This window comes from Pseudomonas sp. ACN8, from assembly GCF_002303925.1.
In the GTDB taxonomy this organism is placed as follows: Bacteria; Pseudomonadota; Gammaproteobacteria; order Pseudomonadales; family Pseudomonadaceae; genus Aquipseudomonas.
The window spans coordinates 22,143-39,333 of sequence record NZ_MRCS01000008.1 but is presented as its reverse complement, the minus strand read 5'-3'; the positions used below and the strand labels follow the sequence as shown (position 1 = coordinate 39,333).

Annotated in this window: 16 protein-coding genes; 13 read left to right on the top strand and 3 right to left on the bottom strand. The window is 60.7% G+C overall.

The window, feature by feature from the left end:
• Positions 1 to 24 precede the first annotated feature (24 nt).
• The 8 genes from BSF44_RS06190 (at position 25) to BSF44_RS06155 (ending at position 9,948) form a co-directional block, all read left to right on the top strand.
• Positions 25 to 1,452, top strand: a complete 1,428-nt coding sequence (locus BSF44_RS06190) for an ATP-binding protein (protein ID WP_218194546.1) — start codon at positions 25 to 27, stop codon at positions 1,450 to 1,452.
• Between the two features lie 231 nt (positions 1,453 to 1,683).
• Positions 1,684 to 2,943, top strand: a complete 1,260-nt coding sequence (locus BSF44_RS06185) for an AGE family epimerase/isomerase (RefSeq protein ID WP_095942745.1) — start codon at positions 1,684 to 1,686, stop codon at positions 2,941 to 2,943.
• 117 nt (positions 2,944 to 3,060) lie between these two features.
• Positions 3,061 to 4,359 carry an ABC transporter substrate-binding protein gene (locus BSF44_RS06180; protein ID WP_095942744.1) on the top strand — a complete coding sequence of 433 codons (1,299 nt, stop codon included), beginning with the start codon at positions 3,061 to 3,063 and terminating at the stop codon, positions 4,357 to 4,359.
• Positions 4,360 to 4,515: 156 nt separating this feature from the next.
• Positions 4,516 to 5,424 (top strand): carbohydrate ABC transporter permease, encoded by a 909-nt coding sequence (locus tag BSF44_RS06175; protein ID WP_007974433.1) that lies wholly within the window; start codon positions 4,516 to 4,518, stop codon positions 5,422 to 5,424.
• A complete protein-coding gene (locus tag BSF44_RS06170; protein WP_095942743.1) occupies positions 5,417 to 6,262 on the top strand; it encodes a carbohydrate ABC transporter permease in 846 nt (281 codons plus the stop codon). The genes BSF44_RS06175 and BSF44_RS06170 overlap by 8 nt, the downstream gene beginning before the upstream one ends.
• Before the next feature lie 4 nt (positions 6,263 to 6,266).
• Positions 6,267 to 7,427, top strand: a complete 1,161-nt coding sequence (locus BSF44_RS06165; RefSeq protein WP_095942742.1) for an ABC transporter ATP-binding protein — start codon at positions 6,267 to 6,269, stop codon at positions 7,425 to 7,427.
• Positions 7,428 to 7,632: 205 nt separating this feature from the next.
• Positions 7,633 to 8,979: a carbohydrate porin gene (locus BSF44_RS06160; protein ID WP_095942741.1), complete on the top strand. Its 1,347-nt coding sequence runs from the start codon at positions 7,633 to 7,635 to the stop codon at positions 8,977 to 8,979.
• A gap of 114 nt (positions 8,980 to 9,093) precedes the next feature.
• Positions 9,094 to 9,948, top strand: a complete 855-nt coding sequence (locus tag BSF44_RS06155; protein ID WP_095942740.1) for a D-hexose-6-phosphate mutarotase — start codon at positions 9,094 to 9,096, stop codon at positions 9,946 to 9,948.
• Between the two features lie 154 nt (positions 9,949 to 10,102).
• Here the strand turns inward: BSF44_RS06155 and BSF44_RS06150 are convergent, their stop codons facing one another.
• On the bottom strand, positions 10,103 to 10,963 hold the full coding sequence (locus BSF44_RS06150; RefSeq protein ID WP_170948639.1) for a MurR/RpiR family transcriptional regulator: 861 nt from the start codon (positions 10,961 to 10,963) through the stop codon (positions 10,103 to 10,105).
• Positions 10,964 to 11,191: 228 nt separating this feature from the next.
• Between BSF44_RS06150 and zwf the strand changes: the two genes are divergently transcribed.
• From zwf to BSF44_RS06130, 4 genes are all read left to right on the top strand, one after another.
• Positions 11,192 to 12,661, top strand: coding sequence for a glucose-6-phosphate dehydrogenase (gene zwf, locus BSF44_RS06145; RefSeq protein WP_095942739.1), 1,470 nt, complete (start codon positions 11,192 to 11,194; stop codon positions 12,659 to 12,661).
• Complete coding sequence (gene pgl, locus BSF44_RS06140) at positions 12,648 to 13,361, top strand: 6-phosphogluconolactonase (protein ID WP_095942738.1); 714 nt, start codon at positions 12,648 to 12,650, stop codon at positions 13,359 to 13,361. Before zwf ends, pgl begins: the two co-directional genes overlap by 14 nt.
• Before the next feature lie 17 nt (positions 13,362 to 13,378).
• Positions 13,379 to 14,044, top strand: coding sequence for a bifunctional 4-hydroxy-2-oxoglutarate aldolase/2-dehydro-3-deoxy-phosphogluconate aldolase (locus BSF44_RS06135; protein ID WP_095942737.1), 666 nt, complete (start codon positions 13,379 to 13,381; stop codon positions 14,042 to 14,044).
• 244 nt (positions 14,045 to 14,288) lie between these two features.
• Positions 14,289 to 15,014: an intradiol ring-cleavage dioxygenase gene (locus BSF44_RS06130; RefSeq protein ID WP_095942736.1), complete on the top strand. Its 726-nt coding sequence runs from the start codon at positions 14,289 to 14,291 to the stop codon at positions 15,012 to 15,014.
• Between the two features lie 2 nt (positions 15,015 to 15,016).
• Here BSF44_RS06130 and BSF44_RS06125 read toward each other — a convergent pair whose 3' ends face one another.
• Both BSF44_RS06125 and BSF44_RS06120 read right to left on the bottom strand, forming a co-directional pair.
• Entirely contained in the window at positions 15,017 to 16,198 is a 1,182-nt protein-coding gene (locus BSF44_RS06125; RefSeq protein WP_095942735.1) for an aminotransferase class V-fold PLP-dependent enzyme, read from the bottom strand.
• A gap of 19 nt (positions 16,199 to 16,217) precedes the next feature.
• Positions 16,218 to 16,454 (bottom strand): DUF3820 family protein, encoded by a 237-nt coding sequence (locus BSF44_RS06120; RefSeq protein ID WP_003227425.1) that lies wholly within the window; start codon positions 16,452 to 16,454, stop codon positions 16,218 to 16,220.
• A 203-nt stretch (positions 16,455 to 16,657) separates the two neighbouring features.
• Here BSF44_RS06120 and BSF44_RS06115 point away from each other — a divergent pair, with 203 nt between their 5' ends.
• Positions 16,658 to 17,125: a PA2169 family four-helix-bundle protein gene (locus BSF44_RS06115; RefSeq protein ID WP_095942734.1), complete on the top strand. Its 468-nt coding sequence runs from the start codon at positions 16,658 to 16,660 to the stop codon at positions 17,123 to 17,125.
• Positions 17,126 to 17,191: the final 66 nt, after the last annotated feature.

The window sequence follows — 17,191 nt, the reverse complement described above, 5'->3', positions numbered from 1 at the left end:
CGCAAGCTCGCCGCCAAGGTGCCGATGCCGCGTTCGCTGCTCGGGCGGATGTTGTTGCTGACCCTGCTGGCGGTGTTGTTCGCCCAGGCATTGTCGAGTGTGATCTGGGTGTCGCAACTGCGCGCGACTCAGCTCGAGGGCCTGGTCACCAGTGCTCGCAGCCTGGCCCACTCAATGACCGCCAGCGTCAGTTATTTCCGTTCGTTGCCGGTGGCGTTTCGGCCCCTGGTGCTTGATCAGTTGCGCAGCATGGGCGGCACCCGGTTCGTGGTGACGCTCAACGACAAACCCCTGGGCATGGAGGTGCTGCCCATCACCCCGCGCAAAGAGGCGGTGCTCAAAGCGGTGGACGAAGTGCTGCGCCAGTCACTCGGCCAGGACACGGATATCTCGGTCACCTTCGTCAGCCCGGAAGACCTGCGCATCTTCAATGGCGGCCTGAAGCTCGATGAGTTGCCACGCTCCTGGGCGCACTACGCGCTGACCCTGGAGCCGGTGAACCCGCCGGTGCTGGTCACGCAGATCCAGATGGCGCCGGGCGAATGGCTGTACATCGCCTCGTTGTTGCCCGAGCCTTATACCAGTCTTGAGGAGCAGGGCCTGCCGGCGCAGCAGGTGTGGTTCATTGTCCTGACCAGCAGCTTTTTGCTGTTGTTCATCGGTCTGCTGGTGCACTGGCAGAGTCGTCCGCTCAAGCGCCTGGCGCGGGCGGCGCGGGACCTGTCGTTGGGGGCCGACGTGGAACCGGTGGCCGAGGGCGGTGGCAGCGAAGTGGTCGAGGTCGGGCGCGCCTTCAACACCATGCGCGAGCGCATCAGCCGTTACCTGACCGAGCGCAGCCAGTTGTTCAGCGCCATTTCCCACGACCTGCGAACGCCGATCACCCGCCTGCGCCTGCGGGTCGAATTGCTCGAAGACGAAACGCTGCAAACCAAGTTCGGGCGCGATCTGGACGAGCTCGAATTGCTGGTCAAGGGCGCGCTGCAATGCGTGAAAGACACCGACATCCACGAGAACATCGAGCCGGTTGACCTCAACCATGTGCTCGACTGTCTGGTGGAGCCCTATCTCGCGCCGAACGGCAACGGCCGCGTGACCCAGCAGGGGCGGGCGCTGGCGGCGTACCCGGGCAAACCGCTGGCGCTCAAGCGCTGCATCGGCAACCTGATCGACAATGCGCTGAAGTACGGGCAGAACGCGCACCTGCACATCGATGACGACGAAAGCGCGTTTATCCTGCATGTCGATGATGAAGGGCCGGGCGTGCCGGAGCAGCGCCTGGAGCAGGTGTTCGAACCGCACTTCCGCCTGGCCGGGCAGCAGCAGGGTTATGGCTTGGGGCTGGGGATTGCCCGCAACATTGCCCATAGCCATGGCGGTGAAGTGAGTTTGCAGAATCTGCGTGAGGGTGGGTTGCGGGTGACCCTGCAGTTGCCCCGCAGTGTTGACTAGTCAGACCGCGTTATCGTTCTTCGCGAGCAGGCTCGCTCCCACATTGGATTCGTGTACGACGCAGCCCCCCCCCTGTGGGAGCGAGCCTGCTCGCGAAGGCGTCAGATCATTCAACACATCCCTCAAGGTAAATGTCACGGCTCGGTGACATAACCCATCCCCTTCGTTACAAGCCGACCTTCGTCTGTTGTTTATGCTGCCCCACAGTCATAACAACAAAAAAGGTACGCCATGGACACCTTCCAACCAGCCTTCAGCAGTTGGCTGAATGCACCTGCCCATCAGCAATGGCTTGCCACCGAAGGCTTGCGCCTGCTGGCGTTTGCCAAAGCTTCGAAACTGCCTGAAGGCTTCGGCAACCTCGATGAAAAAGGTCGCCTCCCGGCTGATGCGCAAGCCCAGACCATGAACACCGCGCGCATGACCCACAGCTTCGCCATGGCCCATATTCAGGGCTTGCCGGGTTTTGCCGAGCTGGTGGATCACGGTGTCGCGGCGCTGCGCGGGCCGTTGCGTGATGCGGTGCACGGTGGCTGGTTCGCGGTTGCCGAGCATCGCGACGGCAACACCGGCAAGAACGCCTACCTGCATGCCTTCGTAGCACTGGCAGCCAGTTCTGCGGTGGTCGCGCAACGCCCCGGTGCGCAAGCCTTGCTTGATGATGCCATCGACATCATCGACACCTGTTTCTGGAGCGAAGAAGAAGGCGCCATGCGCGAATCCTTCAATCGCGACTGGAGTGAAGAAGAAGCCTACCGAGGCGCCAACAGCAACATGCACGCCACTGAAGCCTTCCTCGCCTTGGCCGATGTCACTGATGACAGCCGTTGGCTGAGCCGTGCCCAACGGATTGTCGAGCGCGTGATCCATGGTCACGCAGCCGCCAACGACTACCTGGTGATCGAGCATTTCGACCGCGCCTGGCAGCCGCTGCGCGAGTACAACCGCGAAAATCCGGCCGACGGCTTTCGCCCCTACGGCACCACCCCGGGTCATGGTTTCGAGTGGGCGCGGCTGTTGCTGCACCTCGAAGCTTCGCGGGTGAAGGCCGGGATGCTCACGCCGGGCTGGCTGGTCACCGACGCGCAAAAACTGTTCGAGCACAATTGCCTCCACGGCTGGGACGTCGATGGTGCGCCGGGCATTGTCTACACCCTGGACTGGGACAACAAAGCGGTGGTCCGCCATCGCCTGCACTGGACCCATTGCGAAGCCAGCGCCGCCGCCAGTGCCTTGCTCAAGCGCACTGGCGATGAACAATACGAACACTGGTACCGACTGTTCTGGGAGTTCTGTGACAGTCATTTCATCGACCGTTGCGATGGCAGTTGGCATCACGAACTCGACCCGCTGAACCGCCCAAGTGCCGATATCTGGCCTGGCAAACCTGACCTTTACCACGCCTGGCAAGCCGTGCTGATTCCGCGCCTGACGCTGGCGCCGAGCATGGCCACGGCGCTGGCGCGCTTGTCCCAGAGCGGTTCTATGTAACCATGCGGTGACATTTGCGCATCCCTTCGTTACCTGCGAGGGGATATCCCCTGTTTAGAATCCTATGCAGCGCAAGCAACAGACTTGCATGCATAACAACAAGAAAGGTGCTCCTGGATGAATTCGTTTTCTCGCCTCGCTACTGTCATTTCTCTCGCTTCCCTGTCTGCACTCCCTCTCAGTGTCCTGGCCGCCGAATCCAAAGGTTCCGTTGAAGTCGTTCACTGGTGGACTTCCGGTGGTGAAAAAGCAGCGGTCGATGTCCTGAAGGCTCAAGTCGAAAAAGACGGCTTCACCTGGAAGGACGGCGCAGTCGCCGGTGGTGGCGGTTCCACGGCCATGACCGTACTCAAGAGTCGCGCCGTAGCCGGCAACCCGCCGGGCGTTGCACAGATCAAGGGTCCGGACATCCAGGAGTGGGGCAGCACTGGCCTGCTCAGCACCGACGCATTGAAAGAAGTATCCAAGTCCGAAAACTGGGATGGCCTGTTGTCGAAGAAAGTCTCCGACACCGTTAAGTACGAAGGCGATTACGTGGCCGTGCCGGTGAACATCCACCGCGTCAACTGGCTGTGGATCAACCCCGAAGTGTTCAAGAAAGCCGGGATCGAAAAAGCCCCGACCACCCTCGAAGAATTCTATGCCGCCGGCGACAAGTTGAAAGCCGCCGGCTTCATCGCGCTCGCCCACGGCGGCCAGCCCTGGCAGGACAGCACCGTGTTCGAAGACGTGGTGCTCTCGGTCATGGGCGCTGACGGTTACAAGAAAGCCCTGGTCGATCTGGACCAGAAAACCCTGTCCGGCCCGCAGATGACCCAGTCGTTCGCCGAGCTGAAAAAGATCACCGGCTACATGGACCCGAACCGCGCCGGTCGTGACTGGAACATCGCCGCCGCTGAAGTCATCAATGGCAAGGCCGGCATGCAGATGATGGGCGACTGGGCGAAAAGCGAGTGGACGGCGGCGAAGAAAGTCGCGGGCAAGGACTACCAGTGCGTAGCGTTCCCGGGCACTGAAAAAGCCTTCACCTACAACATCGACTCCCTGGCGGTGTTCAAGCTCAAGGCCGATCGCAAGGGTGACATCGCTGCCCAGCAGGACCTGGCCAAGGTCGCATTGGGCACCGACTTCCAGAAAGTCTTCAGCATGAACAAGGGTTCGATCCCGGTGCGTAACGACATGCTGAACGAAATGGACAAGCTCGGCTTCGACGAGTGCGCCCAGAAGGCGGCGAAGGACTTCATCGCGGACGACAAGACCGGCGGCCTGCAACCGAGCATGGCGCACAACATGGCCACCTCCCTGGCTGTGCAGGGCGCGATCTTCGACGTGGTCACCAACTTCATGAACGACAAGGATGCTGACCCGGCCAAGGCCAGCGCCCAACTGGCCTCGGCTGTCAAAGCTGCCCAGTAACTCCTGACACCAAGCTCCCCCTGTGGGAGCGAGCCTGCTCGCGAAAGCGGTCTGACATTCAGCAATGATGTCGACTGAAACTCCGCCTTCGCGAGCAGGCTCGCTCCCACAAGGGATCACTGTGTCGGTTCATTCCCCTTCACCTGGATTATCCCGATGAGCTCTGTGGCGGTTTTCAGCAAAGCCTCACCGTTCGATGCGCTGCAACGCTGGCTACCCAAGTTGGTACTCGCGCCGAGCATGCTGATCGTGTTGGTTGGCTTCTACGGTTACATCATCTGGACGTTCATTCTGTCCTTCACCAACTCCAGCTTCATGCCGAGCTACAAGTGGGTCGGCCTGCAGCAATACATGCGCCTGATGGACAACGACCGCTGGTGGGTCGCGAGCAAGAACCTCGCGGTGTTCGGCGGCATGTTCATCGGCATCAGCCTGGTGCTGGGCGTGTTCCTCGCCGTGTTGCTGGACCAGCGCATTCGCAAGGAAGGCTTCATCCGCACCGTCTACCTGTACCCGATGGCGCTGTCGATGATCGTCACCGGTACCGCGTGGAAATGGCTGCTCAACCCTGGCCTGGGCCTGGACAAGATGCTGCGTGACTGGGGCTGGGAAGGCTTTCGTCTCGACTGGCTGGTGGATCAGGATCGCGTGGTGTACTGCCTGGTGATCGCCGCCGTGTGGCAGGCCTCCGGGTTTGTCATGGCGATGTTCCTCGCCGGTCTGCGCGGCGTCGATCAATCGATCATCCGTGCCGCGCAAGTCGACGGGGCGAGCCTGCCGACCATCTACCTGAAGATCGTCCTGCCGAGTCTGCGCCCGGTGTTCTTCAGTGCCTTCATGATCCTGGCGCACATCGCGATCAAGAGCTTCGACCTGGTTGCGGCGATGACCGCGGGCGGTCCGGGTTACTCCTCCGACCTGCCGGCGATGTTCATGTATTCCTTCACCTTCAGCCGTGGCCAGATGGGCATCGGTTCGGCCAGCGCCATGCTGATGCTCGGTGCCGTGCTGACCATCCTCGTGCCGTACCTGTACTCCGAGCTGCGAGGCAAACGCCATGACTAATCAACTCGGAAAGCCTGGTATCAGTTTCAGTCGCATCGCGATCTACGCCACCCTGCTGTTGGCAGCGGCGGTATACCTGATCCCGCTGGTGGTGATGCTGCTGACCAGTTTCAAATCCCCGGAAGACATCCGTACCGGCAACCTGTTGAGCTGGCCGACCGTGATCGATGGCATCGGCTGGATCAAGGCCTGGGACGTGGTCGGCGGCTACTTCTGGAACTCGGTGAAAATCACCGTGCCAGCAGTGCTGATCTCGACCTTCATCGGGGCCATGAACGGCTACGTGCTGTCGATGTGGCGCTTCCGTGGTTCGCAACTGTTCTTCGGCCTGTTGCTGTTCGGCTGCTTCCTGCCGTTCCAGACGGTGCTGCTGCCGGCCTCGTTCACCCTCGGCAAGTTCGGCCTGGCCAACACCACCACCGGCCTGGTGCTGGTGCACGTGGTCTACGGCCTGGCGTTCACCACGCTGTTCTTCCGCAACTACTACGTGAGCATTCCGGATGCGCTGGTCAAGGCCGCAAGGCTCGACGGCGCGGGCTTCTTCACGATCTTCCTGAAGATCCTGCTGCCGATGTCGATCCCGATCGTGATGGTCTGCCTGATCTGGCAGTTCACCCAGATCTGGAACGACTTCCTGTTCGGCGTGGTGTTCGCCAGCGGCGATGCCCAGCCAATTACCGTGGCCCTGAACAACCTGGTCAATACCAGCACCGGGGCCAAGGAATACAACGTTGATATGGCCGCCGCGATGATCGCCGGGCTGCCGACACTGCTGGTCTACATATTCGCTGGCAAGTATTTCCTGCGTGGGCTGACGTCCGGCGCGGTCAAGGGGTAGAAACATGGCAACTCTCGAATTACGCAACGTCAACAAGACCTACGGCCCCGGCTTGCCGGACACCCTGAAAAACATCGAACTGAAAATCGATGACGGGGAATTCCTGATCCTGGTCGGCCCGTCGGGCTGCGGTAAATCCACGCTGATGAACTGCATCGCCGGCCTGGAAACCATCAGCGGCGGTGCGATCCTGGTGGACGACGCCGACATCAGCGGCATGAGCCCCAAGGATCGCGACATCGCCATGGTGTTCCAGTCCTATGCGCTGTACCCGACCATGAGCGTGCGCGACAACATCGCCTTCGGCCTGAAGATCCGCAAAATGCCGACTGCGGAAATCGACGAAGAAGTCGCTCGGGTTTCCAAGCTGTTGCAGATCGAACACCTGCTCAGCCGCAAACCCGGCCAGCTCTCCGGCGGCCAGCAACAGCGCGTGGCGATGGGCCGTGCCCTCGCGCGGCGGCCGAAGATCTATCTGTTCGACGAACCGTTGTCCAACCTCGACGCCAAGCTGCGGGTCGAGATGCGCACCGAAATGAAACTGATGCACCAGCGCCTGAAAACCACCACGGTCTACGTGACCCACGACCAGATCGAAGCCATGACCCTGGGCGACAAAGTGGCGGTGATGAAGGACGGGATCATCCAGCAGTTCGGCACGCCGAAGGACATCTACAACAACCCGGCCAACCTGTTCGTGGCGAGCTTCATCGGTTCGCCGCCGATGAACTTCATCCCGTTGCGCCTGCAGCGCAAGGACGGTCGTCTGCTGGCGCTGCTCGACAGCGGCCAGGCCCGTTGCGAACTGCCGCTGAGCATGCAGGACGCGGGTCTTGAAGACCGCGAAGTGATCCTCGGCATGCGCCCTGAGCAGATCATCCTCGCCAACGGCGAAGCGAACGGTTTGCCGACCATTCGCGCCGAAGTCCAGGTCACCGAACCGACCGGGCCCGACACCCTGGTCTTCGTCAACCTCAACGACACCAAGGTCTGCTGCCGCCTGGCACCGGACGTTGCGCCGGCGGTGGGCGAGACCCTGACCCTGCAATTCGATCCGGCGAAAGTGCTGCTGTTCGATGCGAAGACCGGGGAACGGTTGGGGGTTGCCGGCCTGCCGAAAACCGAGGCGCACAGCGCCAACGTGGCCCAATTCAAAGGCCGCTGAAGAACAAAACTGTAGGAGCGAGCTTGCTCGCGATGATCTCAACGGCGCCGCATTTAATCAGAGAGTACGCGTCGTCATTGCGTCCATCGCGAGCAAGCTCGCTCCTACAGAGGGGGGATCCGTGGTGCGCGGCCTGTCGTGCATCGCAACTGATGTAACCGCGTTAAAGAAGAAAAGTTAATAACAATAAAACGAGGAAGTAGGGATGAAGATGAAGAACAAGGCCCGGTTGATCTGCCAGGTTTCAGCAGCGGCAGCACTGGTTCTGGCCGGCAATGCGATGGCCGATGAAGCGTTCAGCTCTGACTCCAAATGGATGACGGGCGACTGGGGTGGCGAGCGTACCAAGCTGATCGAGCAAGGTATCGACATCAAGATGGACTACGTCGGTGAAGTCGGCGGCAACCTGCACGGCGGTTTCAACGATGACAAGACCGCGCGCTACGCCGACCAGTTTGGCCTGGGCGCGGCGCTGGACCTGGAGAAACTGTTCGGCTGGGATAACACCCAGGCCAAGATCCAGCTCACCAACCGTAACGGTGAGAATATCTCCAACGACCGTATCGGCGATCCGCGTGCCGGCACCTTGAGTTCCTCCCAGGAAGTCTATGGTCGCGGCCACATGGTCCGTCTGACCCAACTGTGGATTCAGCACCAGTTCTTCGACAACAAGCTGGACGTCAAGGCCGGTTACTTCGGTGAAGGTGAAGACTTCAACACCTTCCCGTGCGAATTCCAGAACCTGGCGTTCTGCGGTTCCCAGGTAGGTAACTGGGCGACCAACATCTGGTACAACTGGCCGGTCAGCCAGGCGGCGATCCGCGTGAAGTACAACATCAATGACGAGCTCTACGCCCAGATCGGCGCGTACAACCAGAACACGTCGCAACTGGAGCACGGTAACGGCTTCAAGCTCAGCGGCAGTGGCACCAATGGCACCGTCCTGCCAGTCGAGCTGGTCTGGTCGCCGAAGGTCAACAACCTGCCGGGTGAATACCGTGTCGGTTACTACAAAAGTACCTCTGATGCCGACGATGTTCTCGAGGACGACAACGGCCAGAACGCCGCGACCACCGGCAACCCTTATCGCGTCCACGATAGCAAGCACGGCTACTGGTTCGTCGCGCAGCAGCAACTCACCAGCCACAATGGCGATGCTTCCCGTGGTCTGAACATCGCGGCCAACGCCACTTTCCATGACAAGGACACCAACTTCATCGACAACTACCAGTCGCTGATGTTCGTGTACAAGGGCCCGTTCGACGCACGTCCCAAGGATGACGTGGGTATCGGTTTCGCCCGTATCCATGTCAACGATGACGTGAAGAAAAACGCCGAACTGACCAACGTCGCCAACGGTGTTTCGGAATACGACAATCCGCTGTTCTCGCCCATTCGTGAAACCGAATACAACTACGAGATCAACTACGGCTTCCACGTGACCAACTGGCTGACCGTACGTCCCAACCTGCAATACGTCACGCACCCGGGTGGTGTGGATGAAGTCGACAACGCGCTGGTGGCCGGCCTGAAAATTCAGTCGGTGTTCTAACGCGTCTGCGATAAGCTTCTCTCCAAGTGCGCATATTTGCGGACAGCCATGGCTGTCCGCTTTTTTTTACGGGCCGCGCACCCCGGTGACAGATGATTTTCAGGACCGTGGCACATGCTTGAGCATCCGCTACAACGCTTCTTCAAATCCTTGCGCGAACGTCCGTTGTTTGCGTGGGAGCGCTATCAGACGCGCGATGTGCTGGTGATCGATCATCCGCTGTGTCAGGCGGTGTTCAGCCGTCAGGGCGCGCAGCTGTTGCACTTCCAGCCCAAGGGCCAGAAACCCTGGCTGTGGTGCGCGGCAAAGTGGCCGCAGGTCGGCGCCATTCGCGGTGGCGTACCGGTGTGTTGGCCTTGGTATGGCCGGCATCCGAGCGAAAACGCCTGGCCGTCCCATGGCTGGGCGCGGTTGCTCGACTGGAAGCTGCTTGACAGCAACAGTGACGACGATGGCGTGCGATTGCACTGGCAACTGAAGCTGTGCGACTGGCAGGTGGACCTGCACGCGCATCTGGGTGAACGCATGGAGCTGCGCCTGAGCACCGAGCATCAGGACGACATGCCGTGCCAGTTGAGCCAGGCGTTGCATGCTTACTGGCGTATTGGCGATGTCAGTGAGATAGCGCTGTCTGGGCTCGAAGGGGCGCAGGGTTACGACCAGTTGAGCCGGCAGGTTTGTCAGCAGGAAGGCGAGTTACGCGTGGACGGCGGGTGCCAGCGGGTGTTCCAGCATGACGGCGAATTGCAGTTGAACGACCACGCCTGGGACCGGGCGTTGTGCATTGATACCGGGGATACGGCAGACACGGTGGTGTGGCACCCCGGTTCACGTCCGTTGCTCGGCGTGACCTGGAACGAGATATCCGAATTTGTCTGTGTGGAAGCGGCGAGCGGCGGTACTGACAGCCTGTGCCTGAAGCCTGGGGAGCGGGCCCATTTGAGTTTGCAGGCGCGGGTGGGGGCTTAGTTCTGGATCTTGTGGTGTCTGGGCTGGCCCCTTCGCGAGCAGGCTCGCTCCCACATTGGGTCTTCGGTGAACACAAGGTTTATGTTCAAGCCAAATCCCCTGTGGGAGCGAGCCTGCTCGCGAAGAGGCCGGACCGGTCAGCCGAGATTTCGGATCAGTTGAACTCGTCACCCACCGGATACCGGCTGGCATTCAGGCTCTCCTTGATCTTGCGCAAATGCGGCTGGAAGTCCACGCCCCGGCGCAAGGTCATGCCGGTAGCGAGCACGTCCAGCACGGTCAGCTGGATGATCCGCGACGTCATCGGCATGTAGATGTCGGTGTCTTCCGGCAGCGGAATGTTCAGGCTCAGGGTGCTGGCCTTGGCCAGTGGCGAGTTCTCGGCGGTCAGGCCAAGCACCGAGGCGCCGTTTTCCCGGGCGATGCGCGCCACTTCTACCAGTTCGCGGGTGCGACCGGTATAGGAAATGATCACGAACAGCTCTCCGGTATGGGCCACGGAGGCAATCATGCGCTGCATCAGCACATCCGCGTGGGCCGTGACGGCGAGGTTGAAGCGGAAGAACTTGTGCTGCGCATCCAGTGCCACCGGGGCCGAGGCGCCGAGGCCGAAGAAGTGGATCTGCCGCGCCTGGATCAGCAGGTCGACGGCGCGGCTGATCAGGTTCGGGTCCAGTGCCTGGCAGGCGCTGTCCAGCGAGGCGATGGCGCTGCCGAAGATCTTCTGCGTGTAGGCCTCTGGATTGTCATCGGCCTCCACCGCACGGCTGACATAAGCGGCGCCACTGGCCAGGCTCTGGGCCAGTTGCAGTTTGAGCTCAGGGTAGCCGCTGACGCCGAACGAACGGCAGAAGCGGTTGACCGTCGGTTCGCTGACCGAGGCGGCCTGGGCGAGGGCGGCGATGCTGAAGCGGGTGGCCTGCTGCGGGTTGAGCAGGATCACCTCGGCGACTTTGCGTTCGGCCTTGTTCAGCTCTTCAAGGCGATTCTGGATTTGCTCCAGTAAATTTCGCACGCGGTCCATATAAGTATCCTTGATTCACCGGCACCGATAAGCGCGCGGCTAATGCAAAAAGGGCCTTTGGTGAGGCCCGTAACGGTGGCCTATCCTACTGATGGCTCCGACCGACCACCACTCGCAATCTGTATTTTGCGAAAATGTTGTGGTTATTACTACATTTTCCCTTGAGTGATGCCTTAAAAAAAGGTATTTGTAGCTTAACTTGATAAAAGAACAAACATCATGCTCTCGATTACGGTTGAACCGTGCACCTTTGCCTTGTTCGGCGCCCTTGGCGACCTGGCCTTACGCAAGCTGTTTCCTGCCCTTTATCAACTCGACGGCGCCGGCCTGTTGCACGAGGATACGCGGATCATCGCGCTGGCCCGTGAGCCGGGCAGCGAGCAGGAACACCTGGCGTTCATCACCTCCGAGCTGCGCCGCTATGTCGGTGCCAAAGAGCTGGACGAAGCCGTGGTCGAGCGTTTTCTGGCGCGCCTGAGCTACCTGCACGTCGACTTCCTCAACCCCGATGATTATGTGGCCCTGGCCGAATCCGCCGGTAGTTCGCAGCGGGTCATCGCCTACTTTGCGACCCCGGCCGCGGTGTATGGCGCGATTTGCGAGAACCTGGCCAAGGTCGGTCTGGCAGAAAACACCCGCGTGGTGCTGGAAAAGCCCATCGGTTCGGACCTGGAATCCTCGCGCAAGGTCAACGACGCCGTGGCGCAGTTCTTCCCGGAGAACCGCACCTACCGCATCGACCACTATCTGGGCAAGGAAACCGTCCAGAACCTGATCGCCCTGCGTTTCGCCAACAGCCTGTTCGAAACCCAGTGGAACCAGAATTACATTTCCCATGTGGAAATCACCGTGGCCGAGCAGGTCGGCATCGAGGGCCGCTGGGGTTACTTTGACAAGGCCGGCCAGCTGCGGGACATGATCCAGAACCACCTGCTGCAACTGCTCTGCCTGATCGCCATGGACCCGCCGGCCGACCTGTCCGCCGACAGCATCCGCGATGAGAAGGTCAAAGTGCTCAAGGCCCTGGCGCCGATCAGCCCGGAAGGCCTGACCACCCAGGTGGTGCGCGGCCAGTACATCGCCGGCTACAGCGAAGGCAAAGCAGTGCCGGGGTACCTGGAAGAACCTAACTCCAACACCCAGAGCAATACCGAAACCTTTGTTGCCCTGCGCGCCGACATCCGCAACTGGCGCTGGGCCGGCGTGCCGTTTTACCTGCGTACCGGCAAACGCATGCCGCAGAAGCTGTCGCAGATCGTCATCCACTTCAAGGAGCCGTCGCACTACATCTTCGCTCCCGAGCAGCGCCTGCAAATCAGCAACAAGCTGATTATCCGCCTGCAGCCGGACGAAGGCATTTCCTTGCGCGTGATGACCAAAGATCAAGGCCTGGACAAAGGCATGCAGCTGCGCAGCGGTCCATTGCAGCTGAATTTTTCCGACACCTGGAGCAGCGCACGGATTCCCGATGCCTACGAGCGGTTGTTGCTGGAAGTGATGCGCGGCAATCAGAACCTGTTTGTCCGTAAAGATGAAATCGAAGCCGCGTGGAATTGGTGTGACCAGTTGATCGCCGGGTGGAAAAAATCCGGTGATGCGCCCAAGCCGTACGCGGCCGGGTCCTGGGGGCCGATGAGCTCCATTGCTCTGATCACGCGGGACGGGAGGTCGTGGTATGGCGATATCTGATTTGAAACTGCCGCGGGGCGTCAGCGCCCATGCGTTCAAGAGCCCGGTGCTGCTGGCTGAAAGCCTGGCACTGAACGTGGCGAAACAACTGAGCGACGCGATCGACGCCCAGGGCACCGCGACCCTGGTGGTTTCCGGTGGCCGCAGCCCGGTGGCGTTTTTCCAGCACCTGGCCAAGCAAGTGCTGGACTGGTCGCGCGTGGTGATCAGCCTGGCCGACGAGCGCTGGGTACCGGTCGAACACGCCGACAGCAACGCCGGTCTGATCAAGCGTTACCTGCTGCAAGGCCCGGCGGCCAAGGCGCAGTTCCTGAGCCTGTACAGCGCCAGCGCCAACCTGGAACAGGCGGCCGAGCAGGCCGACCGTTTGCTGTCCGAGTTGCCGCTGATCGACGTGCTGATCCTCGGCATGGGCGATGACGGCCACACCGCGTCGCTGTTCCCCAACAGCCCGAACCTTGCCGAGGCATTGCAAGTCGATGGCGTCCGTCGCTGCTGGCCGATGCTGGCGCCGACCGTGCCGCATCAGCGCCTGACCATGAGCCGCGCGCTGCTGGCCTCGGCCAAACACAAGGTTCTATCGATTTCCGGTCAGTCCAAGCTGACTACCCTGAGTACCGCACTGGCCAGCGACGATGTCGCCGCAATGCCGATTCGCGCGTTTCTGCAACCTACGTTAGAGATTTACTGGTGCCCATGAGCCAAGGAACAGCCGCTATGACAAACCCATCCCCGACCGTTTCCATGGCGGACAAAGTTGCCCTGATCGACGGCATTTGCGCGAAAGCGCGGATTCTGCCGGTGATCACCATCGCCCGCGAGCAAGACGTTCTGCCCCTGGCCGACGCCCTCGCGGCCGGTGGCCTGACGGCCCTGGAAGTGACCCTGCGTTCGCAGTTCGGCCTCAAGGCCATCCAGATTCTGCGTGAGCAGCGTCCGGAACTGGTGACCGGTGCCGGCACCGTGCTCGATCGCCACATGCTGGCGGCGGCCGAAGCGGCCGGCTCGCAATTCATCGTCACCCCGGGTATCACCCGCGACCTGCTGGAAGCCAGCGTCGCCAGCCCGATCCCCCTGTTGCCGGGCATCAGCAATGCCTCGGGCATCATGGAAGGCTACGGCCTGGGCTATCGCCGCTTCAAGCTGTTCCCGGCCGAGGTCAGCGGCGGCGTTGCGGCCATCAAGGCTTTGGGCGGTCCGTTCGGCGAAGTGAAATTTTGCCCGACCGGCGGCGTGGGACCAGCCAATATCAAGAGCTACATGGCATTGAAAAACGTCATGTGCGTGGGCGGTAGCTGGATGCTTGATCCGGAGTGGATCAAGAACGGCGACTGGGCCCGCATTCAGGAATGCACCGCCGAGGCTTTGGCGCTGCTGGACTGATCGCTTCACCCTACACCTCGTTGTGTGTTCTACGGCTTTACGGTGCGCTTGGTCGGTGCACCGTTTTTTTTTGCCTGAAAGAAAGAGTCGTGCCCGGATTGCCGGCTCGGCGCTTATCCCCTGTGGGAGCGAGCAAGCTCGCTCCCACAGGGGCAAGGGCAGGGACATCATGCGATACATAGTTACCGCATAACGAAAATCGACTGGTGCTAGCCTGCGTTCATCTTATGGAAGAGAGAACGTCATGGACGCTACCACCCCAGATGCACCCGCGGCACCGGTTTGCCTGCTGTCCCCCGAACAGATTGCCGGCCCGTATTTCCGCAACCCCAAACTGATCCGCAGAAACATCAGCGAAGGCGCCGAAGGCGTTCCGTTGGTGCTGCGACTGACCATTGTCGACGCCATGACCGGCGAGCCGGTCCCCGATGCGCTGGTGGACATCTGGCACTGCAATGCCCGCGGTGCCTATTCGGGCTGGAGCAAGATCAACCCGGACGTCGAGGTCGATACCGGTGACATTGGTGCCGTCCCGCGCACCGATGACGATACCTACCTGCGCGGCGGGCAATTCACCGACAAGTCGGGCATCGTGCGCTTCACCACGATCTATCCGGGTTTTTACGCCGGCCGCGCCTTGCATATTCACGTCGCCGTGCGTATCACGTCCGGCAACAACTATCTGCAAGAACGGCATGTCGCCTGGGTCGGGCAGCTTTACCTGCCGGAGGTGGCCTCACGTTCGGTGCTCGGTAGCCGAGCCTATAGCGGCCGAACCGTGCCGGTCCTGACCAACGACCAGGACTTTTTCTATACAACCATGGGCGGTGAAGAATCGACCTTGAGCGTGCACACCCTGGGGCGGGATTCGGCTGAAGACGGCTACTTCGGGCAGATGACCATCGGCATCGACACGTTCGCCGTGTCGACACAGATCAGGCCCGAGGACTTTGACAAGTACACCGTCTGAACTCAGCCCAGCTCGGTCAGTGCCCTGGCCAGCACATCCATGTCAGCCGCCGTGGTGGTCAGCCCCGGTGTAATGCGGATGCACGGACCGCATGCCGCGCCATTGCGGGTTACGGTGAACAGGTTGTATTCATTGAGCAGGCGCTGGACCATGAGTTGCTGGTCGGCATGCCGGGTAAAGCGCATCGAGGTGATGCCGCAATACAGGCGCGGGTCATCCGGGGTCAGGACTTCGACCCCCGGCAACTGCCGCGCCGCACCGACCCAGCGGTTGCGCAGATAATTGAGCCGCGCGCCCTTGGCTGAGGCCCCGCCCATCGCCCAATGTTCTTCAAGCACCAGCGGCAGGGTCAGCAGCGCCGGGATGTTGGGGGTGCTGTACGAGGTACGGGCGCGAATGTCAGTGGGCGGGAAATGCATTTCGCCCATGTCCGGATCGATGTCGGTCAGGCGTTCGGGGGCGATGTAGATAAAGCCGAGCGTCAGCGGTGCGCCGATCCACTTGTGCAGGTTATAGCCAGCGAATGCGATACCAGGATCAGTCAGGTCGAACTCAAGCTGGCCGAGGGCATGGGCGCCGTCGAGGATGACGTCGATGCCATGCTCCTTCGCAGCCGCTGCAATCGCCTGCGCCGGCATCACCAGCCCCGTGCGATGGGTGACGTGGGTCAGGGCCATCAGCTTGAGCCGCGGATACCGCGCGAAGGCTTCCCGATAGGTATTGAGCAGGCTGTCGAAGGTTGCCGGGTGTGCGTGTTCGATCTCTATCACTTCGACACCACGATTACGCGCCAGCCAGCGCATGGCGCCTTTGACCGTGTCGTACTCCAGATCGCAAACCAGTACCTGATCGCCGGGCTGCAGCCGGTTATAGTTGCGGATCAGCGACTGCAAACCCTCCGAGGCGTTACGGGTCAGGGCGATGCTGTCGGCGGGCACGCCAATCAATCTGGCCAGTTGCGCGCGGATCTTCAGGCTGTCGCCCTGTTCGAAACGCTGACGCACGTACACCGAATTGCTGCGGTTGATCAGCTCGATGTTGCGCTGGTATTCCTCGATCACCGTGCGCGACATGCGTCCGAAATAACCGTTCTCCAGATTGAGCGGGCCGGGTTCGACATCGTAGCGGTCGGCAAAGGTTTGCCAGAAGGCTTCATCACGGGCGCGGCGGGTGTTGTCGGGCATGGGGTACTCGGTAGGTGATTCAGTGGCGCGGGGCCGGTTTGCCGTGTTTGGCGCGCAGCGGTTCGAGCAAGTCCGATAAACCGTTGTGATCGATTTCCTGCATCAGGGCCAGCAGGCCGCCTAACTCGCCATGGGGGAAACCCTCCCGGGCGAACCAGTTCAGGTAAGGGCCGGGCAAGTCGGCAATGATTCGCCCCTTGTACTTGCCGAAGGGCATTTCGCGGGTGATCAGCAGTTCGAGCTTTTCAGGGTTCATCAATCGGTCGTCTTGATTCAGTCAGTCTGGAAAATACAGGCATTCTGCATGCAGGCCAAATGACAGATCATGCAAATAAAACGGATACAGATTTTCTTGTAATGAGTAACTACTTGAAAAATAAGGAATAAGTAAGAAGTTCCCGGCTGGCATGCAGGGTGCACTACTCATTGCATCTTTCATCAACCGCGAGGAATTGAGAAATGACCGACGTGAATAAAGAAGCCATTTCTGTACTCAACGACCTGATTGAAACCAGCAAGGACGGTCAGGCCGGATTCAAGACTTGCGCTGAAGACATCAGGCACCCTGAACTCAAAACCCTGTTCATCAAGCGATCGACCGATTGTGGGACGGCCGCAGCGGAACTGCAGTCTGCCGTGCGTTCGATGGGGGGCGATCCGGAAACCTCCACCAGTATCGGCGGTGACATGCACCGTCGTTGGGTCGACGTGAAGTCGATGTTCACCGGCAAGGGCGAGGAAGCTGTACTCAATGAAGCCGAGCGCGGTGAGGACCATGCGTTGAAGGCTTACCGCGACGCCATGGAGAAAATCAACAAGCACAACCTGGTGGGCATTCGCGATCTGGTGGAGCGTCAGTACCACGGCGTGCAACGCAATCACGATCAGGTAAAAGCCTTGCGTAACCAGGCGCGTGCACGTTCGTAACGCCTGCTTGAAACAACTGTGGGAGCGAGCTTGCTCGCGATGAGGGCCTGACATTCAACAGTGATG